Source organism: Armatimonadota bacterium, assembly GCA_036504095.1.
In the GTDB taxonomy this organism is placed as follows: Bacteria; Armatimonadota; DTGP01; order JAKQQT01; family JAKQQT01; genus DASXUL01.
In genome coordinates, this window is sequence record DASXVS010000040.1 from 61,432 (window position 1) to 88,401 (window position 26,970).

Consider the following 26,970-nt stretch of genomic DNA (forward strand, 5'->3'; position numbering starts at 1 on the left):
CCACTCTCTTTCGGAAGCGCTGGGCGGCCCGGGGAAAGGGCCGCTGCTTGGTACTCTCGCGGGGATTTTCCCGCCCGAGAAACATCGTAGCACCCAAAGGTTTCCAATACGTTACACGATGCGGCAATTGGGGAACCACGCCCGATAGAATGAAATCATGACTTATTTCGATCACGCGGCAACCACGCCTCTGGCGTCGGAGGTGCTGGAGGAGATGATGCCGTTCCTCACGGCGGCCTACGGCAACCCGTCCAGCATCCATTCTCTTGGGCAGGAAGCCAAGTGCGCTCTGGACGTCGCGCGCGACCGCGTTGCCGGCCTCTTGCACGCTCAGGCCCGCGAAATCGTATTCACTTCCGGGGGAACCGAGGCGGACAACCTGGCGATACGCGGGTCGCTGTGGCAGAACGAAAACAAGGGACGCCACTTGGTGGTCTCGTCCATCGAGCACGAGGCCGTACTGGACACGGCGGAGAGCATGCGCGTTCTCGGCTGGGACGTTACGCTCCTTCCGGTGGATCGCGCCGCCGTCGTTCAACCGGACGCTTTGAAGGACGCGATGCGCCCCGACACCACCCTGGTGTCCGTGATGACGGCGAACAACGAGGTGGGGACGATCCAGCCGATCGCCGAACTCGCCGCGATAGCGCATGAAGCCGGCGCGCTGTTCCATACCGATGCGGTTCAGGCGATTGGGGCGATTGATGTCGCTCCGAACGAGATGGGTGTGGATCTGCTGAGCCTCAGCGGGCACAAGCTGTACGGGCCGAAGGGCATCGGCGCGTTGTGGGTGCGCCACGGTATGCGCCTGGCGGTTCAGATGACGGGTGGGGGACAGGAACGCGAGCGCCGCAGCGGCACGGAGAACGTGGCGGCCATCGTCGGACTGGGCAAGGCGTGTGAAATGGCCGCGGAGGGACTGCTGAACGGGGCGCCTGGGCGCCTCTCCGCGCTGCGCGACCATCTGATATCCGGTTTGATGTCCGCCGTTCCCGGCGCCGTCCTCACGGGACACCCCTCTCGGCGTCTGCCGGGAAGCGCGAGTTTCCTCTTCCCCTGGGTAGAGGGCGAGGCTATCCTGCTGAACCTCGACTTCGAGGGCTTCTGTGTGAGCAGCGGCAGCGCGTGCAGCGCCGGCGCCATCGAACCGAGCCACGTGCTCCTGGCGATGGGCTTCAGCCCGGATGATGCGCGCGGCGCGCTGCGATTGACGCTCGGTCGTGATAACACGGAAGCGGACGTCGATCGACTGCTGGGCGTGCTTCCGGGAATCGTCCAGCGGCTTCGAGACCTGCGGCCCGGCGGCTAAGAGCGCCGGACGCCCCCCATCCCCCGCCGCCCTGGCTGCTGCTCTCCGCCATTCATCATTCATCACTCCGAATTCATCATTCCCGCCCGAAATACCCTGCCAAATCCCTGGCCGTGGTGTGGAATAGTCCTGTAGACCAATAGGACGGAACACCCATGGCAGCAAACACCAAAGAAATGAGCATGGCGGTTAATATCCCGCCCAACGCCCCCCAGCACGTTTACGCGGCCGCCGCGGAACAGGCGCTGGAGTGGGGCCGAGCCGATGGCGCGCTCGAGGTGAGCAATCTCGGGCTTTCCCGCCACCCTGCTTACACGGGGCTCCGCGTGTTTCGCGGCGAAGCGCTGATCAAGCATAACCGCTACAGTGAGGCCGAAGAGGATCTGCGCGCGGTGCTCGCCTCCGAGCCGCAGCATCCACGCGCCCTGAAAGCGATCTGCTATCTCCTGATGGACCGGCAGCGCTACCGTGAGGCCCTTGTCTTCCTTGAGCGCGCCGAATTCGTCATCATGGGCGATGCTGAGATCATCGAATGGCTGGGCGTTGCCGAACAGCGGGCCGGGCAGGAGCCCGAGGCGCCACCGCCGCCGCCCAGTTTCCTGTTCTCGCCCGAGGCTCAGAGCCGGGTCCAGGAAGTGCTTGCACTGAATGGCGTGAAGTCCGTGCTGCTGGAGTGCGGGGGCGACAACAGGCTGTTTGGTGAAACCTCCACTCCCGCCGCCGACGATCTGAAGCGCATGGGGGTGCTGGAGGCCAGCGCGGCCGGCGTGCTGCACGATTGTGGTTTCGGCGACCTGACCGACGTTTCCCTGCACAGCGAGGAGACCATCTGTACATCCCGGCGCGGTCCGAAAGGCGTCATGAGAGTCGCCGCGGATGCGCAGCTTCGGGAGGGCCTCATTGCGTGGCATCTGACGAAGGCATTAGCGGAGGGTACCGCGTGAAAACAGTTTTGCAGAGTCTGAACAAGACGCCCGGCGTCCTCGGCAGCGCGTATCTGTGCGGCGAGACCGAAGTGGCGGATTTCGGAGAGGCGATCGGCGGAGCGGCGGCGTTGCCCCTGGCGCGTCGGGCCGCCGATGCCTGCAGGCGATGGGTTGAAGGTGGGGGCACACCGCTGGACGCCGCCGTATTTGTCGGCACGGAAGGACGCCTGGTGGTGCGAACCGCCGGTCAAGGCCACTTGGTGGCTTTTGCGGAGAACGACGCGGCTGCCGGGCTCCTCAAGATGAGGATGCGGGATGCCGCGGCGCAGATGAAGGCCGTGGGGTAGTCTCCCGGGGCTCAGGGACGGGATCGAGGCGTTAGGGACACAAATGGCAACTATCAATTACGCGCTCAAGGAGATCAGCTACAAGATCGTCTACTACGGCTGCGGGATGTGCGGAAAGACAACGAACCTGCAGGTCATCCACAGCATTTTGCCCGATACGGCGAAAGGCAATCTGGTGTCCCTGGCAACGCAGCAGGACCGGACGCTGTTCTTCGATTTTCTGCCGGTAGACCTTGGCACGGTGAACGGCCTGAAGGCACGGTTTCAGGTGTACACAACGCCCGGACAGAGTTTTTACAGCGCCACGCGAAAGATCGTGCTGCGCGGCGCGGACGGGGTGGTGTTCGTTGCGGACTCGCAGTGGGATCGCATGCGCGAAAACCTCGCATCCTGGCAAAGCCTGGCAACGGACCTGGCTGAACACGGGATGGCAATCGCCGATATGCCGACGGTGATCCAGTACAATAAGCGAGACCTGCCGAATACCGCGCCGGTGGATTACCTGGAGAAACTGTTGAACCCGGATGGCCGGCAATCATTCTCCAGCATCGCCTCTTCCGGTGAAGGGGTTGTGAACACACTGAAGGCCATCAGTAAGGGAGTACTCATCCGGGCAACCTGAACCTGGAAGAGGTTACGTTGCGGCATGCGTCCGAGGATCTGGTGCTTCGAGCACCCCGCGGGACGCCCGGGAGGGATGACGTTATGTCAACAGCACAATTCAATGCACTACACGCGGCCCTGGCCGAGGGATTGGCCTCGGTCAAAGCCGCCGGGCAATTCAAGAGCATAGCCCTGGCGGATGCGCGCGGGCTCGCCTGGGCATCCGATGGGGACGTGCCCATTCCGGACCACCTGGCCGCCATCCCGTCGCTGATCGCCCGAGCGTTCGCCGATCGCCAACCACTGCTCCGGTTCTACTCCGACAAGCGCATGCGGTTTGAGCACCGCAGCGACTCGCTGGCCTACATCAAGAAGGGCCTTCAGGGCGCACCGGCCGATCCGGTCTTTCAGCTGGATATGCCGGGCGACAAGGAAGCCGCGGAAGGCAACGAGTTTGTGGTGGGCTGGGACACCTCGCACCTGGTGATGCGCCAGATACGGGTCAGCGATGAGAAATGGTACCTACTGGGCGTAACCCCGAACGCCAACGCGGGCCGAGCCGCGCTGTCGAAGGCGTCTCCGGGCCTCGCCTCGATGCTCGACTCCGTCGCGAAAGCGGGCCGCGGGGACGCAGCAGTTTCCGCCGAAACCGAAGCGCTCCACCAGAGGCTGAACACGGCGATGAACGTGTTCCGCTCGTCCGCGCCTGACGTCCTCATGGCTGCGGTGACGAGCAAGGATGGCTTTGTCGTGGCCTCCCTCCAGGATGGCGCCGTTGATGCCGAACTTGTGGCGCCTCTGATGGGGCACTCATTCCTGGCCATTCAGGAATCCACGGAGCGCCTCTGCGGCGCCACCGAAAGCGCGATGCTGAAGATGGAACAGGGGATTCTCCTTTCACGGGAGTTGTCGGACGACCTGTTGTTTGCGGTCCTGCTCGCGCCGTCTGCGTGTATGGGTCTTGTTCTCAGCGCATTCGACAGGGCTGCGGTTGCGCTTCGCGATGCGCTGGAGGCACTGCCCGCGGCGGTAGCGGCCCCCCATGCCGAGGAGGTGATGGCGTGAGTTTCCAGGATGTGGTGATCGGCGAGCAGGAGTTCGCTGCAATCAATGATTGTCTGCGTGGATTCCTGAGGGAGTCCGAGGCAAAATGCGCGATCCTCGTGGACCGCGATGGCCAGATGCTGGCGCGCCAGGGTTTTACACAAGACCTGGATACCGTTTCGCTCGCCGCGCTGACGGCCGGCGCCATCGCTTCCACGCAGGAGATTGCGCGACTGCTCGGGGAGCCCGAGTTCACGGTCCTCTTTCACCAGGGGCAGCGGGAGCATATTCACTTTTCGCTCGTGGGTACACGGGCAATCATGATGTCCGTGTTCGATGACCGCACGACCATCGGTCTTATCCGGCTGGTGGCCTCCAAGGCGGTCGGTCTTCTGGCGGCGCAAATGTCGGCGCCTCATCTTCCGCCGCTCAATATCGGCGGCGAAGTCGCCGGTTTCGTCGAACGAATGGACAGCGTCATGGGGGTGGAATGATGGTTGCTGAGCCGGTTGGCGAGTTTGAGGGCACAGTTGACCGCGTTACTCAACGGTTGCGCAGGCTGCGCCACGGATTGCCGGAAATTCTGGCGGTATTCGTGCTTACGGCGGACGGGTTGCCCGTTAGCGCCGTCGCCCGGATCGGCGTGGACGAAGAACTTGTGGCGGCATCCGCCGCGGCGTTGCTGGGCCTTGCCCGAAAAGTGGCCAGGACTCTGCGCCAGGGCCGCCTGAATCAGATGGTGATCCAGGGCGCCACGCACGATTTTATCATCGCCGGCGGGCCGGGAGATGCGGTTATGGCGGCGGTGCTGGATAAGGGCGCAACGCTTGGCCTCGTTGCCGTGGATGTACAGCGCGCCGCGGAGGAAGTCTTGAGCCTGGTGTGACGGGATCGTTCGTTGGCCTGATGGCCGAAGGGGAGGGGACGTGGGTATAAGCGGGTCATTGTCGGACGTTACGCTTCTCGAACTGCTGCAGTTGATGAGCTGGGGGCGGAAAACGGGTGTGGCAACCGTGTTCTGGCGTGGAACCAGCGGGCGCATCTACGTGCAGGAAGGGCACGTCGTGCACGCTACGTTTGCAGGTGAGACCGGAGAGCCGGCCGCCCACAGGCTCCTCGCTCGGGAGGGGGGCAGTTTTACGTGGGAGTCCGGCCCGGCCGCATGCCCGACAACCATTACGTCGAGCACAACGAATCTGCTCCTGGAAGCAACCCGCCTGATGGATGAAGGCTCCGACGCCTCAAGCGCCCCCGAACGCAGCTCGCCTGCCCAGGCGCGCCACCTCTCCGTTGCGGGGTTCTTTTACATGCCCAAGTAGAGAGCGAATCCGCGCGAAGGGGTAAGGACAATACCGGCGGCTGGACGAATGAACCGTCCAACCGCCATTTGCTGTCACACAGGCGCCAACCGGTTTCAGATCACCTTCACGGCGTGGAGGCAGGCGATGTGCCAGCCGCTGATCCCGAGCATGACAGCGTTGGCGAAGAAGAGGAGCCGCCTGGAAGCCGCGGGGCTCTGTCTATTTACCTGGCGCAACAGGAAAACCAGTGAGATGGTAACGGCGGTCTTGTATATGGCCAGGCCGAGCGCGAACGATGAGAACAATGCGGTGAACCCGTTGATAAACGGGTTGGCTTCGTCGGCGTAACCGTTTGTGACGAGGAAGACCGTGGCAGCGAAGTCCGCCACGGTGAGGAGAAGATACAAGCCAAACTGTGTTCGTCGAGACATGTGTAAGTTCCTGTGTATGGTGTGGCCGGACGGCTACGGTATTCAAACAGGCACAGACCATGCCAAAACGGCCAGGCATCGATAATTCGATGCCTGACCGCTTCCGTGTGTGGCGTTATTCCGTCGGTTATTCGTATTCGGCTGTCGTTGTCGGCAGCGGCTCGCCTGCATCATCGGTGATGATGAACGCAGACCCTGCCACGTCTTCCTCGGTGATGAGCTTCGTGTCGCCCCGGAGGACGGCGGTCAGTTCGTCGATCGTCGGGTCAACCGGCGTTCGGGAAGGATCGCGACGCCGCACGGCGTTGACGCCCTCTCCGCCCACGGTCATCGCGGCGTACACCTTCAGGCCGGTGCCCGCCGGGATCAGGCGTCCGATGATGACGTTCTCCTTGAGGCCGACCAGGTTGTCCTTCTTGCCCTTCACGGCGGCGTCGGCCAGGACCTTGGTGGTCTTCTGGAACGACGCGGCGCTCAGGAACGAGTCGGTGGCCAGGCTGGCTTCGGTGATGCCGAGGAGCAGCCAATCGGCCGTGGCCTCGGTTCCACCGTTCTCGCGGATCTCGGTGTTGGAGTCTTCGAACGCGAACTTGTCCACCATCTGGCCCGGCAGGAACAGCGTGTCGCCGGGGTCCACGATCTTCCGCTTTTTGAGCATCTGGCGAACGATGACTTCGATGTGTTTGTCGTTGATATCGACGCCCTGGCTCTTGTAGACGCTCTGGACTTCCTTCACCATGTAGTCCTGAACCCCTGTGATGCCCTGGAGTTCGAGGACGCGGTCCGGGTCCAGCGGCCCTTCCGTCAGGCGGTCGCCCGCGTGTACTTCGTCGCCGATCTTCACTTCCAGAGAACCGCGGTAAGGTACGAGGTGGCTGTATCGGATGACCACGGATTCCACGTTCTTGTCGCGCAACAGGCGGCTCGCCTTCTCGTTCAGTTCGGTGCCGGCCTCGAGCAGGATCTCGCCCGTCTCCGGATGGATCACCGGCTCGCCGAGTACCTTCCCGTTGCATTCGCCGCTATCCACACGCAGATTGCTGTGGATGATCACGCGGCGGGAGCCCTTCTGTTCGATGTCAACGACTTTGCCGTCAACGTCCGTGATGATGGCCTGGCCCTTGGGCTTCCGGCCTTCAACCAGTTCAACGACGCGAAGCAAGCCGCCGACCTGCTCTTCGAGAACCTTCAACATCGCTTGGACGGCGCGGCTTCTTTCGCGATCGCTGGCCGCCGTCCCCGGCGCCAGAGCGGCAAGGGAGATCGGCGCGATGTCCTCAACCGGCACATGCTCGGTTTCCGACGAACCGCCGTCCTGCTTCTTCGAGCGGGACGGAGACCCTCCGGCGAATCCGCCTCCGCCTTCCAGCGTGACGTGGCCGCGCTCGATGTCGAGGTGGAGTTCGCGGAGCGCTTCCTGCTTCTTCTGCTTGACGTTGGCGACGCCTACGATGTTCTTGCCCGCAACGCCGCCGGTGTGGAATGTGCGCATCGTCAACTGCGTGCCCGGTTCACCGATGGACTGGGCGGCGATGATGCCGACAGCGGTTCCGATCTCAACGGTGCGCTGCGTGGCCATGTCGCGGCCGTAGCACGTGGCGCATATGCCCTGGCGCAGTTCGCAGGTCAGCGGACTGCGGAGGCCAACGCGGGTGATCGCCTTGATCGGCTTGCCCTCGGCATCCAACTTCGGCTTACCCTTGCCGTCTACGCGGACCGCTTCGTCGATGCTGCGCGCCTGAATATCCGAGATCTCCTCGCCTCCGGCGGCGAACACCTCGCCCGTGTCCGGATGGACAATCGCCTCGAGAGCCACGCGGCCGCGGATGCGGTCCCGCAGGGGCTCGATGATATCGCCCGCTTCGGTGATGGCGCCAACGTAGATTCCGCGGTTTGTGTTGCAGTCCAGATCCCGGACGATCACGTCCTGCGCCACGTCAACGAGGCGCCGCGTGAGGTAGCCGGCGTCCGCTGTGCGCAGCGCTGTGTCCGCGAGGCCTTTGCGCTGCCCGTGCGTGGATACGAAGTATTCCAGGATGTTCAGGCCGCGATGGAAGTTGGACTTGATCGGCAGTTCCTCGATGATTCCGCCGAACGGGTCCGACATCAATCCGCGCATACCGGACAACTGGGTGATCTGCGTGACGGAACCGCGGGCTCCGGAGTTGGTCATCATGAACAGCGGGTTCTCTCGCCCGATGGTCTTCAGGATGGCCTTGCCGATGTCCGCGGACGCTCCGGTCCACGCTTCCAGCACCTGGCCTTCGCGCTCGCCGGCGGTGATGGCGCCGCGGCGGTAACGACGGTTGATGTCCTTGACGCGGTCCTCCGCTTTCAGGATGATCGTTTCGCGCTCGGCCGGCTCATCCATGTCCGTGAGCGAAATGCTCATCCCGGAGCGGGTGGCGTATGTGAAGCCGTGTGTCTTGATGTCATCCAGCAGTTCGATGGTCTTGACGGCGCCGTAGTCTTCGTAGGTGTAGCGGATGAACGCGGCGACAGCCTTCTTGTCCATCTCGGCGTCGATGACGCCGCTGATCGACTCGACCTTCTTGTCGTAGTGTCGGTTCTTCTTCGCGTTGCGCTCGCACGGATAGCGCATCATCCAGGGAGCGATCTGGCTGATGATGAGGCGCCCCATCGTTGTGTCGTACAGTTTGCGGCGGGCGCGGGCCACGATGGGGGCCAGTTCCGGGCTCGCCGGGTCCAGCAGGTTGATCTGGCGGTCGGTGGCCTCCGGATTGGTTTCCAGGTAGCGCTTTGCCAGATCGTCCGGGTCATAGTCGCGGACGCGGATGGGTGCGTGCAGATGCACGATTCCGCTCTCGAGCGCCAGGAGGGCTTCCTGGACGGACGAGAACATCTGGCCGGCGCCTTTGGCGTTGTCCACCTTCTGGGTGAGGTAGTAAAGGCCGAGGACGATGTCCTGGATCGGCGCCACGATAGGCGCGCCGTCCGACGGCTTGAACAGGTTACGCGTGCTGAGCATCAGGCACTGGCCTTCGGCCTGCGCCAGGCTGGACAGCGGAACGTGAACGGCCATCTGGTCGCCGTCGAAGTCGGCGCCGAACGCCGCGCATACCAGCGGGTGCAGGCGAATCGCCTTGCCGTCCACCAGTACCGGTTCAAATGCCTGGATGCCCAGACGGTGCAGGGTGGGGGCGCGGTTCAGCAGAACCACGTGCTCTCCAACGACCTTCTCCAGCGCATCCCAGACCTCCGGGCGCACACGGTCGATCATCCGTTTCGCGGTCTTGATGTTGGTTGTGCAGCCGGCGTCCACAAGCCCCTTCATAACGAATGGCTTGAAGAGTTCCAGCGCCATTTCCTTCGGCAAGCCGCACTGGTTCAGTTTCAGGGTCGGGCCGACGACGATGACGGACCGGCCGGAGTAGTCTACCCGTTTCCCGAGCAGGTTCTTCCGGAAGCGGCCTTCCTTGCCCTTCAGCATGTCGCTGAGTGAGCGGAGCGGGCGATTATTGCTGCCAACGACGGGCCGGGTGCGGCGGCCGTTGTCAATCAGCGCGTCAACCGCTTCCTGCAGAAGGCGCTTTTCGTGGTTGATGATGCTCTCCGGCGCCTTGATGTCCTGAATCTTCTTCAGCCGGTTGTTCCGGTTGATGATGCGGCGATACAGGTCGTTCAGGTCGGACGTGGCGAAGCGGCCGCCGTCCAACTGGACCATCGGTCGCAGTTCCGGCGGGATGACGGGAATGGCGTCGAGAACCATCCATTCCGGGCGGCTCTTGCTTTCCAGGAATGCCCGGCAGATCTCGATTCGCTTGACCGCCCGGAGACGGCGCGGACCCTGTGTCTGGGCGATTTCCGTCTCGAGTTCGCGCTTCAGCGACTCCAGGTCGATCTCCTGAAGCAATTCGCGGACGGCAGCGGCGCCGAGGCCGGCCTTGACGATGCCTTCGTAGGACTTGCCGAGGCGCTTGATGAGGACCTGGACCACACGCTCCAACTGGCGGAACTGATCTTCAACGAGCAACTCCTTCTTCTCTACCTTCTGGAGAAGCGTGAGCCCGGATTCCAGGTCGTCGCCGGCGATCTCGTCCAGCATGCGTGGCGCGGAGGACAGTTCGGCGGGCATTTCGGAGCCGGCGGGCAGCGCGTGATACGCGGGGCGCACGCCCAACTCGTCCAGCACGGCCACGATGGCGGCGTTCAGACTCGTTTCGGCCGGAATCGTGAGTTCCTCGTCCTCGGCGATGGTCAGGTCCTCGAAGAGGGATTCCACTGCCACTGTGGTGACGGCGGACCGGTCCGGAACCTGAACCTCGATGGTGGCTTCCGTCATGTAGCGGAGGCTGTCGGCCAGTTCCGCGTTGAGGAGTGTGCCTTCAGGAAGGACTTCCACGTCCGCGTAGATTCCGCCCTTATCCTTCAACGCGAGTTTGAGGGCGTCCGCGGCTGCGGCGAGTCCGCCGGAGCGCAGGATGTTGTTCTTGTACGCTTTCTCGAGGGCGTTCTTCTTCTTGGTGACTTCCGTCACCTTTGTGGCCGGGTCAACGTCCATCTCCAGAATCTGGAAGAGGCGGATGACTTCCGGCTTCACGGGGCGAACGGAAACGTCGGCGGTTAAAATTCCGCCGATGACGCTCTTAATGTCCGCGTCAGTGGGTGGCGCGGCAACCTGTTTCATCACAAGCGCGCCGCTCTCGTCCGCGCCGCGAACCGCCATTTCAGTGATGCCCAGCTTGCGAAGCAGGCTGATGAGGCCGGTGGTGACGTAGGTGCCGTTCGGCAGGATGAACGTGATGGCTTCCGCCGTCGTCCGCAGTCCGGGCTCAAGCGGGTCGTCTTCCAGCAGTTCGGAACCCCGCTCAACTTCGACTTCGGCGATGCCGGCGTCGGCCAGAGCGTCCAGGCTTTCCTGAGTGAGCTCGTCGCCCGCCTCCAGGATGATCTCGCCGGTCTCCGGGTCCACAATGGCGTCGCTGGCGATGCGTCCGATGAGAGACTCCTCATCATCCAGCGCGTCGAGCGGCAGGGTCACCGTTGCGAGCGGAGAAGTGGACGGTTCCGGCTCTTTCTCACGGTCGACGAGCTCATCGCGAATAGCCTGCTCGATGTCCGCCCAATCGTCCAGAATTTTCTTGCGGTCAACCTTGGTGACGATGTAGGAGCCGAAGTAGATGACCTTCTCCAGCGGGCGAGGGCTCAGGTCGAGCAGCAACGCCATGGGGCTGGGGACGCCCTTCAGGTACCAGATGTGGCTCACGGGGGCGCACAGCTCGATGTGCCCCATGCGCTCACGCCGAACCTTGCTGCGGGTCACTTCAACGCCGCAGCGGTCGCAGATGATCCCCTTGAACTTTACCTTCTTATACCGGCCGCAATGGCACTCCCAGTCCTTGACAGGACCGAAGGTCCGCTCGCAAAACAGGCCGTCGCGCTCCGGCTTGAAGGTGCGATAGTTGATTGTTTCCGGTTTCTTAACTTCGCCATGTGACCAGCCGCGCACCTCTTCGGGCGAGGCCAGGCCAATGCGAATTTTATCGAATGCTCTTGATTCCGCCATTATGCTCCTCCGCAACAGGATTCGGAGTCCAGGGTTCAGGATTCAGCCTGAACACAGGCTGAATCCTGAATCCCGATTCCTGGATCCCAATCCAACTACAGATCGCCGCCATATCGGGACTGGGCCAACCTTGGCGCGCCAGCGCGTTCCGCCGCCTCCAACTGCTCGTCTTCCTGCAGCCGAAGGTCGATTTCGCGGTCCGCCGCGTCTTCCACGGTGACCTTGAGGCACAGGCTCTGGAGTTCGTTCACCAGGATCTTGAACGACTCCGGAACGCCCGGCTCCATGATCTGATCGCCCTTGACGATGCTCTCGTATGTTTTCACGCGCCCCAGCACGTCGTCGGATTTGATGGTGAGTATCTCCTGGAGCGTGTAGGCAGCGCCATACGCTTCCAAAGCCCATACTTCCATCTCGCCGAAGCGCTGACCGCCGAACTGTGCCTTGCCACCCAACGGTTGCTGGGTCACGAGGCTGTACGGTCCGGTGCTCCGCGCGTGGATCTTGTCTTCCACCAGGTGGAGCAGTTTCAGCATATAGATTTGACCAACCATCGTCTCGCATTCGTACGGCTCACCGGTTTGACCGCTGATCAACTGGCACTTGCCGGTGTCCGGATTGAGGCCCACGCGCTCATAGACGTTTGCCTTGATGCGCGCCAGAATGTCCTCGGCCGTAATCGGTGTCTCCAGGTCCGTGACGATGGACGGGGAAAGGCGGATGATAGTGCCGTCCGCCGTCTTCTCCACCAGGTCGCCCGACGGGATCCTGCCGCCCACGCCGAGTTGTGTGGCGAGGGCATCGCTGTCTTCCGGCGACAGGCCCTTAAGCGCTTCCAGAATCTGCGAGAGAACCTCCGCTACAGGAGTGGTCTCGTCCGCGGCGATGTTCAGGCTCAGTTCGTCGTTCGCGTATTCGCGCAACCGGCGATTACGGAAGTGATCGACCAGAGTCCGGATCTCGTCGAGGATCTCGTGTTCCTTGTCGCCGCGGAAGATATGCTCGTCGTAAGTCTTGCCAAGCACGCGGCCAACCAGGCCCAGATGCGTTTCCATCACCTGGCCGATGTTCATTCGGCTCGGGACGCCCAACGGGTTCAGGACGATGTCCACCGGCGTTCCGTCCGGCATGAACGGCATTTCCTCGATCGGACAGATCCGCGAGATGACGCCCTTGTTACCGTGGCGCCCTGCCATTTTGTCGCCTTCCATGATCTTGCGCTTCTGGGCGATGTAGACCCGCACCAACTGATTGACTCCGGCGGGCAGTTCGTCGCCCGGGAGGCGCTCCAGGTCGCCGCCGCAACGGTCGCACAGGAGACGATCCGGCTTCTTGCTGTAATCGAAGATCGCTTTGCAGCGCTCGCACTCGTACTTGAAGCGGCTGAAGACTTTCACGTCGATGATCTTGCCCTTTTCGCCGTGGGGCACGCGGAGGCTCACGTCGCGAGTCTCCTCGGCCTTCTTGCCGAAAATGGCGATGATCAGGCGTTCTTCAGCGCTCTGTTCACCCTGCGATTTGGGCGCGACCTTGCCCACGAGGATGTCCTCGGGCCCAACGTCCGCGCCGATGCGGATGATGCCGTATTCGTCCAGATCCTTCAGGCTGTCCTCGGAAACGTTCGGGATGTCCCGCGTAATCTCCTCGGGCCCCAGCTTGGTGTCGCGCGCCTCGACTTCGTACTTCTCGATGTGGATCGAGGAGAAGATGTCCTCTTTGACGATGCGCTGGCTCAGGATAATGGCGTCTTCGTAGTTGTAGCCACCCCAGGTCATAAAGGCGACGAGAAGGTTCTGGCCGAGGGCCAGTCTGCCCTGGTCCGTACACGGGCCGTCCGCCATCGGCTGGCCAACGCGAACGCGCTGATCGGTCTTGACAATGGCTACCTGGCGAATACACGTCGCCTGGTTGCTGCGGCGCATGTTCTCCAGGCGGTATTCGTCGATTTCATATATCGCGTCAAGGCCCGGGGCCGGAACGTCAACGATGAAGCCCTCCGGCGCGCTCTCGACTGTTTTCGGCGTGATCTCGCCATCCGCCGGGGTGTAGAACACCTCGCCGGTTTCGGGGTCGACCAGATCGGTCAGCAGCGATTGCCCAAGCAGTTCCGACAGTGGGTGCGGCCCCGCCGTTACGGCTTTGGCCGCGAGGACTTCCACCTTGATCCGCTCGCTCGTAACACTCTTAATCTTGCCCGCCCGCTTGGCGATGATGACGGCGCCGGAATCGACCGCGACCCTGGTTTCAAGCCCGGTGCCCACGATGGGAGCGTCGGTCTTGATGACAGGCACGGCCTGGCGCTGCATGTTCGAGCCCATCAGGGCCCGGTTCGCGTCGTCGTTTTCCAGGAATGGGATCAGCGATGTGGCGGGTGAAAACACCTGCATCGGCGAGATGTCCATCAGGTGGACCTCGCTCGGGTCAAGCGTCGGGAACCGGCCATGGTGGCGCACCTGAACCATGTCGGACAGGAAGGCGTGCGTGCCGTCGCCGTTGTCCTTCAGCGGTGTGCCGGACGGGACGATGTTGAACGCCTCTTCCGAGTCCGCCGTCAGGTAGACAACTTCTTCGGTGACGACTCCGTCTTTGACGACGTAATACGGCGCTTCCAGGAATCCGAACTCATTGATGTGCGTGTACACGGCCATCGAGCCGATGAGGCCGATGTTCGGGCCTTCCGGGGTCTCGATCGGACAGATGCGGCCGTAATGGCTGTGGTGGACGTCGCGGACTTCCAGTTTGGCGCTCTGGCGGCTCAAACCGCCGGGTCCGAGGGCGGACAGGCGGCGCTTGTGCGTCAGCTCGGCCAGCGGATTGTGCTGATCCATGAACTGGCTCAACTGCGAACTGCCGAAGAACGACTTGATGCTGGCGGAGATCGGCTTGACGCTCAGGATGACCTGTGGGATCGCGTGGTCCGCGTCCACGGAAGTCATGCGCTCCCTGGCGACCTTCTCCATCCGAAGGAAGCCGAGGCGCAGCTGGTTCTGAAGGAGTTCACCGACGGAGCGGACGCGCTTGTTCGCCAGGTGGTCGATGTCGTCCACACTGGCGGTCGTGTCACCGTCGGCCAGACGGATGATGTACCGGATGATCGCGATGATATCCGTGCGGGTAAGCGCCACGTTGCCGATATCCACATTGACGCCGAGCTTGCGATTCAGCTTGAAGCGTCCCACGCGCGCCAGGTCGTAACGGCGCACGTCGTAGTAAACGCTGCGCAACAGGTTGCGCGCGCTTTCCAGTGTGGCCGGATCGCCCGGGCGGATCTTCTTATAGATATCCAGCAGGGCGGTGTTTTCGTCCTTGGTGGGGTCCGCTTCCAGGGTGGCGGTTACGTAGCGGCTCACGTCCAGCAGTTCGAGCTGTTCGGGTTCGCCGGCGATGATGTCGTTTGCCTGCTTCTGCTCGATGCGCTTGTACGCGTGAGCAACCACCTTGCCGTCGATACCCTTCAGGTCCGCGATGGGCAGTTTGCCGACGATGTCTTCCGCCTTCGGCTGTTCGATGACCACGCGCGTTCCGAACAGTTCCATGATCTCTGCGTCCGTAGTCGCCTTGAACGGCAGTTCGTGCACCATTACGTTCGGGCCGAGGTTGGCTTTCTTCGCCTTCTTGATGGCCTCTGGCGTGATGATGGCCCCGCGCTCGACGATGACCTCGCCGGAGACCGGATCGGCCATCCCGACGGCGGCGGGCAGGCCCTCCGCGGATTTCCAGGGTATCTCGGAGATGCTGGTGAGTTTCGGGTCCTGCATGAAGTTCAGGGCGCGAAGCAGGGTGGTGATGGGGAACTTCTTGGTCTGGCCGACGCGAACGGTGATTACGTCGGACGTTTCCGTTTCGACGTCGGTCCAGGCGCCTTCGCTGGGGATGACGGTGGCGTAATAAAGGGTGCGGCCGGAGTAGTCGATGTTGTCTCTGAAGTAAACACCGGGTGACCGTGCCAACTGGGAGACGACAACGCGCTCGGCGCCGTTAATGATAAACGTGCCTTGCTCCGTCATAAGCGGAAGCGCGCCCATGTAGACCTCGCTCTCCACAACGTCCTTGAGGACACCGTCCTCGCGGGAGTGGAGGCGGACCTGCACCTTGATGGGCGCTTCATAGGTCATGTCACGCTGGCGGCACTCGTCCTGCGAGTACTTCGGCTGTTCCAGGTGGTAATCCACCAGTTCCAGTTCCAGCGTTTCGGTGAAGTCCTTGATAGGTGAGAAGTTGCGGAAAAGCCCTCGCAGTCCATCTTCCAGAAACCACTGGAAGGACGCGAGTTGAATTTCGATCAGATTGGGGATAGGGACGACGGGCGAAAAGGCGGCATTTAGGCCGTCTTCCGTCCGAGGCTTGGTGGCCATATGGTAGCCCTCCTCGATATTGAGCCAGACGAGCGCGGGTGACGTTGGGAACGTTAAAAGCAAAAAGGGGGTTCAGGAACCCAATCTACAGGAATGCTTTGGCTGCCACCCGCCGGGTTTCCGGCAGGGTAACGGGACGCTCAGGGGGATATGTATCACGGCGTCGCCCTCCAATGAAAGCCAAAAATATGGAACTGGGTTCGTAACAGACACGAGTGTATATTGTAGCAGACGACAGAAAGCGTGTCAAGCGAATTCTTTGGAATTCACTCAACATGTGTAAATTTGCGGGCTAATCCCGCTCATACGTGTGACGAGTTGCCCGCCGGGGAGGTTCCGGCGTTATGGCATCGGGGTCCGCCGCGTTACAATGAGTGTGGACAGACCACACTTATGTCACCAGTAAAGAAACCATCAGCCTGGAAGCACTATCAGCCGAAGGGCAACGAGCCCGGCCCGATCGAGGCCGTGCTCTGGGAGCGCATCGAAGCCAACCGCGTCCGGTGCGACCTCTGTGCATTCCGCTGCATCATCAGCCCCGGACACGTAGGCGTATGCAGCGTGCGCCACAACGTTGACGGCGCCCTGTATGCCCTGAACTACCTGAAGGCCACCGCGTTTCACGTCGATCCGATGGAGAAGAAGCCGCTCTACCACTTCCATCCGGGCTCCCCGATCCTGAGCATCGCCGCGCCGGGGTGCAACTTCCATTGCCGCTTCTGCCAGAACTCCGACGTGTCGCAGATGCCGGTCGAATACGACCGCATCGAAGGGCAGCCCCTGGCGCCTGAGTGGATCGTCGACCAGGCGATCGAGCGCGGGTGCAGGAGCATCGCCTACACCTACACCGAACCGACCATCTATGCGGAATATGCGATGGCGATCGGCGCTATCGCGAAGGATCGCGGGCTCACGAATGTGTGGGTGACCAACGGCTACCTCACCGAGGAGGGGATGGACCTTGTTGGACCCTACATCGACGCCGCCAATGTGGACCTGAAGGGCATGGACGACAAGTTTACGCTCAAGGTCTGCGGTGCGCGACACCAGCCGGTACTGGATACCATCCGCAGAATGCACGAGCGGGGAATCTGGGTCGAAGTGTCGTCCGTGGTCATCCCGGGCCACAACGATGACGACGAACATATCAGGCAGGCCGCCGAATTCCTCGCGGGCGTCAGCCGGGACATCCCGTGGCACCTGACGGCGTTCCACCCGGATTACCACATGATGGACGTGCCCTCAACCCCGCCGGACAGCCTCCTCCGCGCCGTCGAGATCGGCCGCGATGCGGGCCTGCGATACGTCTACACCGGCAACACCTTTGGCTGGGAATCCGAGAACACGCGTTGCCCGGATTGCGGTGAGACGGTAATCCGCCGGTCGGGTTTCTCGATCCGCGATTGGGGCCTGAACGAAGGCCGATGCGGTAAGTGCGGATTCGCCGTCGCAGGTGTGGGCCTCGGTACACCGCCGCACATCCCTCAGAAATCGGCAGGGCTCCGCATGCCCAAGCCCGCAACACTGTGCGGATAGCGAATCACCACAAAGACACAGAGGAGTGATGAATGCTGAATGTCCGGTTCCGGATCCGGCACTCAGCATTCATCACTCCTAACTCATCACTCTCTCCCTTGTGTCTTTGTGGTGATTCGCTTCACGCCGGCTGCATGATCGGCCATTCCAAAGGTACGCCGAGGCCTTCCAGCCCCTGCTGGAATTCCTTGAGGAGCGCTTTGTCTTCGTACACGGCGTGCGGTTCCGTTTGGTGGTCCATGCAGAAAACTGCGAGGGCGCCGGCGGATTCGCCGCAATTCCATTCCACCGGGTGCAGCCGGTAGGCGCCGTTGGTGATATGGGTGGTGCCGATGTTCTTGCAGGCGGCCATCAGGTTGCGTACCCGCACAGGGATCAACGCGCCGAGTGGGATCTGGTACGGGCGGCACCCGATATCGATGTAGTTGTAGCCGCCCGCCGAGGGGTGCAGGTCGATACGGTACAGCCCGATCCCCACGCTGTCCTCAAACGGCTCGGCAAGCGGTGAATCGTTTCCTTCCGGCGAGATGTGCTGCTCAAGCACTCGGAAGAGAGGAACGATGCGGCGCGCCTCGCGGATGTAGGGGTATTTTGCCAGGCCGTCCTCGGTGCCGACGGCATCCGCGCGCAGGCGGACTCCCGGATACCCGGCGCCGCCTTCCTGCCGAGGGGCCTCGGTCTGAAGCCAGTACAGGAGGCTGAGGGACTGGCGCTTCGCCGCATCCAGATGTTTCGCAACCACGTCGTCCGGCTTGTCGATGATATTGCCGCCGATATAGTCGTTCATGGGCCAGTTGATCAGCGAGACGTCGCCTGCAAACGCCCCTTCGGCGAACTGCGCGGCGTCCACCACCCGCCGGTATGTCCACAGAGGAATCTCCTCGGACCACGGCAGGCCGCGATCGAACATCCCGAACGGGCGGGGCTTGAGGGTATGCGGGTCCTCCTGGGTCCATGCGAACGGCGCGGCGTCGCGGAAGGCCTCGTACCCTTCCGGCTTGGCGATGGTCCAGTCCTCGCCTTCGAGATAGTCGGCCAGGAAGCAGTAAGTGAACGACTGTACGTTGTCAGGCTGCGCGGGGCCGTCAACCGCGTGCGGTTCGCCGGTGTCCGTGCGGGATTCCGCGCCGCTCACATATTCCGTCCCGGAAAGTGGCAGCACATCGCCCAGTTCGGTGGCGTCAATCACGTACGGAGCGGTGATGTACACCGTATCCCCACTCGCGAGGGACTCAAATTCGACGCCGCTTATGAAATCGCCATCCGTTTCGGCGCGGACGGGTTTGTGGCGGTAGAGGATCTCGATGCGCCCCGAAGAGGTGTATGGCGCCAGAAGCTCGTCGATGACGGCCAGGCCGACGCGCGGTTCCTGACACAGGCGGCTCACCCAGCCGTTGCCGGGGCTGAAGAATGGATTGGCGGCGACTTCCGTGCGGAGCGGATAGTGCTTCCGGTAGTAGTTCCGGATACCGTCTCTCAGGGCGCGGTACGTCTCCGTGCACCCGAAGTGCTCTATATAGCGGTTCTCGTCCGGGCAGCACACGGCCTGCGACGTCAGTTGCCCGCCAAGCCAGTCGGTTTCCTCCGTGAGGATAACCCGTTTCCCGAGCTTCGCCGCGCAAAGGGCCGCGGCAACGCCGCCCATGCTACCGCCGGCGACGAGGATATCACACTGCTTCTGCTTCATCGAAATCTCCGGATGACGAGCATTCAGCATCCGGCATTCAGGCTCGGGCGGCTCCCTGAATGCTGGATGCTGAGTGCTGGATGCTGAGGTTACTCAGCGTCGAGTATTTTCACGCTGGTCATCTTGTCGCCAACGCGAATCTGTTTCACCACATCGAGCCCGTCGGTCACCTTGCCGAAGACCGCGTAGTTGTCGTCCAGGAACGGGGTAGCGGCGAGGGTGATGTAGAACTGGCTCGACGCGCTGTTGGGGCTCTGTGAACGGGCCATGGCGAGTGTGCCGGCGGCGTCGTGCCTGGCGTTCGGGTGGATCTCCAGGGGAATGTTCTTCCCGCTGCCGCCCATGCCGGTTCCCTGCGGACAACCTCCCTGGATGACGAAGTTCGGCTCCACGCGGTGAAATTTCAGCCCGTCGTAGAAGCCCTTGCTCGCCAGGTCGATGAAATTCCCCGCCGTCACCGGGGTGATGTCCTCATAAAGAACGACGGTAATGTCGCCCTTCTCCGTCTTGATAACCGCGCTGCGATTTGCCACACAAACCTCCCATACGACAGTAGCGCCGGCGTCACCGCCGGCATCCATTGAAAAGTCCGGCGGGGACGCCGGACCTGCCTTGCAACCGGGATGAGATGCCTCTTCTCAGCCCTCGGCCCTCAGCCCTCGGCCCTGACTTGTTGAACCTGGTTCCACGCGTGGTATGAACTGCGGACAAGCGGACCGCTTTCCACGTGCGGGATACCCATACCTTCGCCCAGTTCCTTCCAGCGGGCGAACTCCTCCGGCGTCACATATCTATCCACCGGCAGATGCTGCATCGTCGGGCGCAGATACTGGCCCAGCGTCACGATGTCCACCCTTGCATCGACCAGATCGCGCAGCACGTCCTGCATTTCGTCACTGTTCTCGCCGATGCCCAGCATCAGGCCGGTCTTGGTGATGCCCTGTGGTTCGTATTCCCGCGCTTTCGCCAGCAGGTCCAGCGAACGGCGATATTTCGCCTGGGGGCGAACACGGTAGTACTGGCTCGGGACGGTTTCGAGGTTGTGATTCAAGATGTCCGGGCGGGCATCCATCACTACCTTGAGCGCCTCCCAATCGCCCTGGAAATCCGGGATCAGGACTTCCACGCTCGTGCGCGGCGACAATTCCTTCACCCGTCGAATCGTCTCGGCCCAGATCGCCGCTCCGCCATCGGGAAGTTCGTCGCGGTTTACCGAAGTGATCACCGCGTGAGCCAGATCCAGTTCGGCGAGCGCCTCCGCGACCCGGCGCGGCTCATCGGTATCGAGAATCGGTGGACGGCCCGTCTTGATCGCGCAAAACCCGCAGGACCGCGTGCACGTGTCGCCGAGGATCATGAAGGTCGCCGCCTTATGCTCCCAGCACTCACCCATATTGGGGCATCGCGCTTCCTCGCACACAGTGTGGAGGTTCAGAGAGCGCATCATTCCGACCAACCGCGCATAGTTCACGCCACCGGGCGCGCGCACCTTAAGCCAGTCGGGCCGGCGGCCCGCGGCAGGCGTCGAAACGGGCTTCCTCTGGATTTGAATCGGGGTTTCCATAACGGGTTCCAGTATAGCAACCCCGGTTAAACGGTCAGCTCTCCCCTGGAAGCGGACGCCCTGAAGAGAACTCCAGCGCGGGCTGATCACCAGGTATGTGTTGCGGTCGAAGTCGGGGCGCCACCCGGCATCCGCGGGTACTCGATGAAACCCTGGCAACCATACAGCAGTATGGGGATTGACAGTGCCGGAAGGTATGCCGAGAACCGGAATCGAGGGATCCAGGCAAAATGAGTTCAACCGTAACAGGAATCCGATGGAAGCACGTGGTTAGCGCGGCCCTTTCCGTCATCGCGATGGCGTTCCTTGTGCTCGTTATCATCATCGCGGGTTATGCGTTTGCCTTGGCCTTTCAGGTCCGGGGCACTCCCGACCAGATCGCCATCAATCATTTTGCTGCTCGTATCAGCCCGAGGTTGATGCCATGGCTTGTGGCGGTATTCGCCTTCATGGCTGCCTGTTTTGTCGCTCGAAAACCGGGAGTGTCCGGCGTAACACACGGTTTGCTAATCGGCATATTGGCCGGCCTGCTGAGTGTGGCCGTCAGGCTGGCATTTGGAGCGCGCCTCGGACTGCACAGCGCCATTTTCCTCCTGATTGTGGCGGCACTGGGGTGGCTCGGCGGTGTTGCCGGTCACAGATCAAGAGCTTGATATCCGCTCGATACAACTCGCGGTACCGGAGGGCGCTGTCCTGCTGCCGCTGGCGGCTTCAGTTCGCCTTACGCTGGTACGTCCGTAGTCGATACGGCGAGGGAACCACCCGTATCTTCGGCGGAGTTGGCCTGGCGAAGCTGGACAGCGGCGGTCCCAGTGTACGCTTGGACGCCGGCACGTAGGTGAGCGTGTAGACCTTCCCCGTACGGAACCACGTGAGGTCGTACAGGTTGGCCACGGCCAGCATGGCGTCGCGCAGTGGGGCGTCCCTGAGGTTCAGAGTGATCTTCTTGCGAGCTTTTGAACCCCCGGACGCAATGAGGCTGAGGTTCGCCGCGCGCCCCAGTGCGTCGATCGCGGCGTCGAGGTCCACACCCTTTATCACGAGAGTGATCTTGCGGTCGAATTCGGCGTTGCTCCACCACGGTGGCGCGGTGCTCAGCGGGACGACGTTTGGGTTCGCCGTGCGAAGCGGAACAACCGGGGGAGCGGTCTGGGCCACTGCGAAATGCCCGGCAAAGAGCAAAACGGCAAGCGCGAGTGCGCGCATGGGTGCCTCCAGTGAACGATATGGGGGCGCCCGCGGCGCCTCCGGATGACGCCTCAATCATAGCCCGAGGTCGCCTGCCACGGCCAGCCGGCAGGCATTACCGCCCCGCGAGGGCGTGGACTGCCTTCCACTTGGGAGTAGCCAAATCCGCGATGTCCTCGCTGAGGCCCCAGCAACCGTGGCGGCTGTAGACCCCGCAGTGGCTGAAGTACATATAGAGGCCGCCTCCGTCCGCGAACCAGTTGTCCCGCGCATCGTGCAGGATGAGGTCGCGCATGCGCGGGTCCCGGTTGGCCCGGATGCGGTTGGCGATGTTCACCGTGCTGCCGCCGCCCGTGTCCGGCCCGACTTCATACTGGAAATGCTTCAGTCCGTACTGATCCGCGATGCGCTGGATCGCCCGCCGGAACTTGGCCTGTTCATCAGAGCTTGCGCGCATGGCGGCCAGGATGGATGACACGTCTCCGTCCGACCCCGCCTTTTCCGCGTTGAAATAAGCCGCGCCGGCCACGGCATAGAAAAACTGCTTCGGCGGCCCGTAGGTATCGGACACCCACTTGAGCACGTCGGCGAAGTACGCATGCGGGTTGATGACCCACGAGGCGTAGACCGGCCGGATGCGATGGTTCAGGCTGCCGGCGCCGAAGGCCTTTTCGCAAATGCGCGCGATTTCAATGAGCCGTTTGGCGTGGCGGCGCCGCGCCCAGATCTCCTCGTCGGCCGACCCGCCGGCGGTCAAAATCGAACCGCCCCGTTTCACCTCGTCGATCGCCGCGAGCTTGTTGTATATGTACTGCGGGAAGCCGTAATTCCAGACTTCGTTGCTGTCCTCAACGTAGACATTGAGCCTCGCATTGAGGCTTCCCTTGAGCAAGCGGGCGAGCTTGGTCACGTAGTCGTCGGTGGCGGCCACCGGGATGTTGATCCACAGGTCCTTTCCCGTCTCGTTGGCCAGTTCGATCACAGATTCCCACGCAACGCCATATCTTCCGCTGTCCGACTGCTGCGTCGCGTCTGTCGGCAGCCGGCGGTCGGCCCAATTCAGCACGTGGTGCCCGGCGTCGCCGTAGTAGCCGGGGTTGTGGTTGGTGTCGAGCCAATCCATGAACCGGAGGACCGAAAACGGCTTCAACGATCTGATAAACTCGTCTGTGAACGTCTTGCGGGTGTCCGGTCGGTAGCCCGGACGGATGACGCGGAGGCCGGCGATCCCGCTGCCGGAGGGACTCGACGGGCCGCGCCTGGTCTGGGTGAAAGAGAGGATCAGCAGCCCCGCGCCCTTCGGTACCACGATCTCGCCGGTCGTGGTGTTCGCGGAAGGGTCGTAGTGGAGGCGGCGGATTTGAACGCTCGTGTCCTCAACCGTCTTGAGCACGGCGCTCCCCTTGAACGACAGGGCGTAGACGCCGCTCCAGTCAGGCATGAAGCGGTCGGGATCGTCCGCCGGCGGCGCCCAGGTGTAGGCGGGCCGCACGTCAAAGAGGACGGTCTCAGCGTCAGACGTTGGCCAGCCGTGCGTATCCACTGGGGCCGGGCCGGAACCGTCGGCGCGGGTCCACGGCCGGAGTGTCCGGGCAAGATCGACGAACGGCTTAGCGCGATTTCCGTCGCCGATTCCGTCCAATTCAACGCCTAACCGGCCAGCGCCAATCGCCTTGCCGGTGCGTCCAACCGGAGGGTCCGGCGCCGCCGCGGCCGGCGCCGAGAGCGCAAGGAGCAGGATCGCGCACGTGCCCGCCCATCGGAGCATCTCGTTCACGGGGCTACCTCCTCAATCGTCGCTCTCTGTCCTATTGGAGGAGAAGCAGCGGGCTTTCCAGGCGGCGCTTCACTTCCTGAAGGAAGCGCGCGCCCACCGCGCCATCCACCACCCGGTGATCGGCGCTGAGCGTGACCTTCATCCGGGTTCCGACGGCGATTTCTCCATTCTCGACGACGGGCACATCCGCAACCGCGCTGACGGCGAGGATCCCTGGCTCGGGAGGGTTGATGATGGCGCTGAAGTCCTCGACCCCGAACATCCCGAGGTTTGTCACTGTAAAGGTCCCGCCGGCGTAATCATCGGGCAGCAGTTTGCCGGCGCGCGCCCGCTCCGCAAGCGATCGGACCTGCGTCGCGATCGCGTTGAGGCTCAGGGCGTCAGCATCGCGAATCACCGGAACAATCAGCCCGTCCGGCAGCGCCACGGCGACTCCGAGGTTGACGCGCTCCGTGGTGAGAACCGACTCTCCGCCGAAGGACACGCGCATCGTGGATTCGCTGCGGAGGGCGTCCGCCACCGCTTTCAGAACGAGGTCGTTAGGGCTGAGTTTCACGAATTCATCGCCGCGGGTGTTCAACTGTGTCCGAAGCTCCATCGCCGGACCCATGTTGATGTCCATCGTTGCGTAAAAATGCGGAACCTGCTGCTTGCTTTCCGTCAGCCGCCGCGCGATCACCTGCCGCATTTTGCTGGCTGGCTTTCCGGAGGTCCAGACATCTCCGGCGGGTACGGGAGCTTGCGCAGGCGCCTGCGCGGACTTCGGAGCCGCCTTGCCGGCGCGGCTCTTGATCCACGCTTCCACGTCCTCGGCCACGATGCGGTCGCCGGGTCCGGTTCCGCGGATGAGGCGAAGGTCGATATCGTTTTCCTTGGCGATGCGCTTGGCGAGGGGGGACGCGATCACACGAGCCTTGTTCGGTGCGGGGGGCAGAATCAACGGAGGCGCCTGCATCGGGGCCGGCGCGATCGGAGCGGACGCCTCCGCCGCGGCCTGTGGCGCCACGGCCTCGGCGGGCTGGCCGGCATCGTCGCCGATCTGTGCGATCGGCGCCCCGACAGGCACCGTCTCGCCTTCGTGGACGATGACCTTGGTGAGGATCCCGCTTTCGAACGCCTCGATCTCGATGGCGGCTTTCTCCGTCTCGATCTCCGCGATGACATCGCCCTCCTTCACCATGTCGCCTTCCTTCTTGATCCAGGTGACAATAGTGCCTTCGTTCATCGTGTCGCCCATTTTGGGCATCGTAATAATTGCCATGGAAACTCCCGAATTTCAGCGATAGAGCGGGGCCAACTCCCCGGGGCGGGCCAAAGTGCGGTGAACAGCGGATTTGATAGCTTCTACGTCAGGGATGGCCAGTTGCTCGAGATTCCTGGCGTACGGCATCGGCACCGGCGCGCCGCATACCTCTTCCACAGGCGCGTCCAGGTCGTCGAAGCCATGCTGGTATATGAGCCCGCTGAGTTCTCTTGCCATGCCTGATGGCTGCCAATCCTCGGTGACGACTACGGCTCGATGTGTCTTCGCCACGCTCTTCAGGATGGTATCCAGGTCGAGCGGTCGGAGGCTGCGCAGATCAATGACTTCCACGCTGATCTCGTCCGCTTCCAACGCCTTGGCGGCCTCCAGCGCGGGATAGAGCATCTTGCTGTACGTCAGGAGTGTGACGTCCTGACCGGGGCGCTTGATGTCCGCCACGCCGATGGGGACGAGCAGGTCCGGGCCATCCGGCACTTCACCCTTCATATTGTAGAGCCCCAGGTGCTCCAGAAATATCACCGGGTTGTCGTTCCGTATCGCGCTCTTGAGCAGCCCTTTCGCATCGGCCGGGGTAGCGGCGGAGACCACATAGAGCCCCGGACAATGCATGTACCAGGACTCCACGCACTGGCTGTGCTGCGCGGTGAGTTGCTGCCCGCCACCCTGTGGCCCGCGGAGCACCATCGGCGCTCCAAACTGGGCGTTGGACATGTAACGCGCCTTGGCCACGTGGTTGATGATCATGTCGTACGCAACGAGGCTGAAATTCCACGTCATGTACTCCACGATGGGCCGGAGGCCGACCATCGCGGCGCCCAGCGCCATCCCGGTGAAGCCTTCCTCGGCGATGGGTGTGTCCAGCACGCGCATGCGGCCGAACTGGTCCATCAGGCCTTCGGAAATACGGTAGGCGCCGTTATAGCCGCCCACCTCTTCACCGATCAGGCACACGCGGTCATCCCGCTCCATCTCCTCGCGCATCGCGGCGCGCAGCGCCTCGCGGTATTGAATAACTGGCATAAAAGGTCTCAGTAATCAGTAATCAGCAGTCGGGTCCCCCCTGTATGCTGAATGCTCATGCATAGACGTTTTCGTAAAGAGCGCCCGCTTCCGGCGCGGGACTGTTCTCTGCGAAGTCCACCGCTTCTTTCATCTCGTGGCGCACTTCATCATTGATGTGACCGATCTGGTCCTCGGTGAGTATCCCGTGCTCCTTGAGGTAGCCCTCTAGCCACTCCAGAGGATCGCGGTCGCGCCATTCCTGAACTTCTTCCTTGGTCCGGTACTGCCCGGCATCCGCCATACTGTGCCCGCGAAAACGGTATGTGATCGATTCAACCAATTGCGGGCGCCCCTGGCGGGCCTTCTCGATGACGTCAACAGCGCACCGGCGGACCGCGAAAAGGTCCATTCCATCCACTGCGCGGTGGTCCATCCCGTAAGCTTCCCCGTACATATGCAGGTCCGTTCGGGAATTGGTGTACTTGAGGGCGGTTCCCATGGCGTAGGCGTTATTTTCAATAATGAAAACGATGGGGAGGTCGAGGATTCCCGCCAGGTTCAACGATTCGTGGAACGCTCCGATCGGGGCGGCGCCGTCACCGATGAAGCACAATGTGACGCGGTCCTCGTTGCGGTACTTGGATGCGTAAGCCAGGCCGATCGCGATCGGGATTTGTCCGCCCACGATGCCCCATCCGCCCATAAATCCGCGGGGGGCGTCGTACATGTGCATGCTGCCGCCCTTGCCGCCCGAAACTCCGGTGGCTTTGCCGTACAGCTCGGCCATCAACGGCCCGGCAGGCGTTCCCATGAACAACGGCGCAACGTGGTCGCGATACGCGGTGATGGCATAGTCCCAACCGAGGCGGATGGAAGAGAGGAACCCCGCGCCCGACGCCTCCTGGCCGATGTACAGGTGGCAATATCCACCGATCTTCGCCTGTGTATACGCCTGCGCGGCCCGCTCTTCAAACCGTCTTGCGGCCAGCACTTTGCGGTATACGTCCACCAACTGGTCGTTGCTGAAGGGGGCTTCATCGCTTGCGCCACCGGAAGCAGGTGCTTCCTTCAGGGCAGCGGCGCCACGTCTTGGCATCGTAGATATCTCC

General features: G+C 62.5%; 20 protein-coding genes and 2 pseudogenes. 10 read left to right on the forward strand and 12 right to left on the reverse strand.

What is annotated here, in order from left to right:
* Nucleotides 1–157: 157 nt before the first annotated feature.
* The 8 genes from VGM51_07510 (at nucleotide 158) to VGM51_07545 (ending at nucleotide 5,548) form a co-directional block, all read left to right on the forward strand.
* Entirely contained in the window at nucleotides 158–1,309 is a 1,152-nt protein-coding gene (locus VGM51_07510; GenBank protein ID HEY3412889.1) for a cysteine desulfurase family protein, read from the forward strand.
* A gap of 155 nt (nucleotides 1,310–1,464) precedes the next feature.
* On the forward strand, nucleotides 1,465–2,253 hold the full coding sequence (locus VGM51_07515) for a tetratricopeptide repeat protein (protein HEY3412890.1): 789 nt from the start codon (nucleotides 1,465–1,467) through the stop codon (nucleotides 2,251–2,253).
* On the forward strand, nucleotides 2,250–2,582 hold the full coding sequence (locus VGM51_07520) for a hypothetical protein (GenBank protein HEY3412891.1): 333 nt from the start codon (nucleotides 2,250–2,252) through the stop codon (nucleotides 2,580–2,582). The genes VGM51_07515 and VGM51_07520 overlap by 4 nt, the downstream gene beginning before the upstream one ends.
* 43 nt (nucleotides 2,583–2,625) lie before the next feature.
* On the forward strand, nucleotides 2,626–3,204 hold the full coding sequence (locus VGM51_07525; protein HEY3412892.1) for a Rab family GTPase: 579 nt from the start codon (nucleotides 2,626–2,628) through the stop codon (nucleotides 3,202–3,204).
* An 83-nt stretch (nucleotides 3,205–3,287) separates the two neighbouring features.
* The gene (locus tag VGM51_07530; GenBank protein ID HEY3412893.1) at nucleotides 3,288–4,250 is read left to right on the forward strand and encodes a hypothetical protein; all 963 of its coding nucleotides are present in this window, start codon (nucleotides 3,288–3,290) and stop codon (nucleotides 4,248–4,250) included.
* Nucleotides 4,247–4,723, forward strand: a complete 477-nt coding sequence (locus VGM51_07535; protein HEY3412894.1) for a roadblock/LC7 domain-containing protein — start codon at nucleotides 4,247–4,249, stop codon at nucleotides 4,721–4,723. Before VGM51_07530 ends, VGM51_07535 begins: the two co-directional genes overlap by 4 nt.
* On the forward strand, nucleotides 4,720–5,115 hold the full coding sequence (locus VGM51_07540; protein HEY3412895.1) for a roadblock/LC7 domain-containing protein: 396 nt from the start codon (nucleotides 4,720–4,722) through the stop codon (nucleotides 5,113–5,115). Before VGM51_07535 ends, VGM51_07540 begins: the two co-directional genes overlap by 4 nt.
* A gap of 58 nt (nucleotides 5,116–5,173) precedes the next feature.
* Complete coding sequence (locus tag VGM51_07545; GenBank protein HEY3412896.1) at nucleotides 5,174–5,548, forward strand: DUF4388 domain-containing protein; 375 nt, start codon at nucleotides 5,174–5,176, stop codon at nucleotides 5,546–5,548.
* Between the two features lie 95 nt (nucleotides 5,549–5,643).
* On the opposite strand, the gene VGM51_07550 is transcribed toward VGM51_07545, so the two are convergent.
* The 4 genes and pseudogenes from VGM51_07550 to rpoB form a co-directional block, all read right to left on the reverse strand.
* Complete coding sequence (locus VGM51_07550; GenBank protein HEY3412897.1) at nucleotides 5,644–5,961, reverse strand: DUF5658 family protein; 318 nt, start codon at nucleotides 5,959–5,961, stop codon at nucleotides 5,644–5,646.
* A 346-nt stretch (nucleotides 5,962–6,307) separates the two neighbouring features.
* Nucleotides 6,308–10,648, reverse strand: a pseudogene (rpoC, locus tag VGM51_07555) (DNA-directed RNA polymerase subunit beta').
* A 399-nt stretch (nucleotides 10,649–11,047) separates the two neighbouring features.
* Nucleotides 11,048–11,488 (reverse strand): annotated as a pseudogene (locus VGM51_07560) (DNA-directed RNA polymerase subunit beta').
* A gap of 95 nt (nucleotides 11,489–11,583) precedes the next feature.
* Nucleotides 11,584–15,843, reverse strand: coding sequence for a DNA-directed RNA polymerase subunit beta (gene rpoB / locus VGM51_07565; GenBank protein HEY3412898.1), 4,260 nt, complete (start codon nucleotides 15,841–15,843; stop codon nucleotides 11,584–11,586).
* 393 nt (nucleotides 15,844–16,236) lie between these two features.
* Between rpoB and amrS the strand changes: the two genes are divergently transcribed.
* Entirely contained in the window at nucleotides 16,237–17,379 is a 1,143-nt protein-coding gene (gene amrS, locus VGM51_07570) for an AmmeMemoRadiSam system radical SAM enzyme (GenBank protein HEY3412899.1), read from the forward strand.
* Nucleotides 17,380–17,500: 121 nt separating this feature from the next.
* Here amrS and VGM51_07575 read toward each other — a convergent pair whose 3' ends face one another.
* The 3 genes from VGM51_07575 to lipA form a co-directional block, all read right to left on the reverse strand.
* Nucleotides 17,501–19,066, reverse strand: a complete 1,566-nt coding sequence (locus VGM51_07575; GenBank protein ID HEY3412900.1) for an FAD-dependent oxidoreductase — start codon at nucleotides 19,064–19,066, stop codon at nucleotides 17,501–17,503.
* Between the two features lie 89 nt (nucleotides 19,067–19,155).
* Nucleotides 19,156–19,599, reverse strand: a complete 444-nt coding sequence (locus VGM51_07580) for a peptidylprolyl isomerase (GenBank protein ID HEY3412901.1) — start codon at nucleotides 19,597–19,599, stop codon at nucleotides 19,156–19,158.
* Nucleotides 19,600–19,718: 119 nt separating this feature from the next.
* Nucleotides 19,719–20,630, reverse strand: coding sequence for a lipoyl synthase (gene lipA, locus VGM51_07585; GenBank protein ID HEY3412902.1), 912 nt, complete (start codon nucleotides 20,628–20,630; stop codon nucleotides 19,719–19,721).
* A gap of 230 nt (nucleotides 20,631–20,860) precedes the next feature.
* On the opposite strand from lipA, the gene VGM51_07590 reads away from it, so the two are divergent.
* Nucleotides 20,861–21,283: a hypothetical protein gene (locus VGM51_07590; protein ID HEY3412903.1), complete on the forward strand. Its 423-nt coding sequence runs from the start codon at nucleotides 20,861–20,863 to the stop codon at nucleotides 21,281–21,283.
* A 58-nt stretch (nucleotides 21,284–21,341) separates the two neighbouring features.
* Here the strand turns inward: VGM51_07590 and VGM51_07595 are convergent, their stop codons facing one another.
* The 5 genes from VGM51_07595 to pdhA form a co-directional block, all read right to left on the reverse strand.
* A complete protein-coding gene (locus VGM51_07595; GenBank protein ID HEY3412904.1) occupies nucleotides 21,342–21,836 on the reverse strand; it encodes an STN domain-containing protein in 495 nt (164 codons plus the stop codon).
* 97 nt (nucleotides 21,837–21,933) lie between these two features.
* Nucleotides 21,934–23,595 carry a hypothetical protein gene (locus VGM51_07600; GenBank protein ID HEY3412905.1) on the reverse strand — a complete coding sequence of 554 codons (1,662 nt, stop codon included), beginning with the start codon at nucleotides 23,593–23,595 and terminating at the stop codon, nucleotides 21,934–21,936.
* A 31-nt stretch (nucleotides 23,596–23,626) separates the two neighbouring features.
* Nucleotides 23,627–24,856: a dihydrolipoamide acetyltransferase family protein gene (locus tag VGM51_07605; protein HEY3412906.1), complete on the reverse strand. Its 1,230-nt coding sequence runs from the start codon at nucleotides 24,854–24,856 to the stop codon at nucleotides 23,627–23,629.
* Between the two features lie 15 nt (nucleotides 24,857–24,871).
* Nucleotides 24,872–25,879, reverse strand: a complete 1,008-nt coding sequence (locus tag VGM51_07610) for a pyruvate dehydrogenase complex E1 component subunit beta (GenBank protein HEY3412907.1) — start codon at nucleotides 25,877–25,879, stop codon at nucleotides 24,872–24,874.
* Nucleotides 25,880–25,934: 55 nt separating this feature from the next.
* Nucleotides 25,935–26,957 (reverse strand): pyruvate dehydrogenase (acetyl-transferring) E1 component subunit alpha, encoded by a 1,023-nt coding sequence (gene pdhA, locus VGM51_07615; protein ID HEY3412908.1) that lies wholly within the window; start codon nucleotides 26,955–26,957, stop codon nucleotides 25,935–25,937.
* Nucleotides 26,958–26,970: the final 13 nt, after the last annotated feature.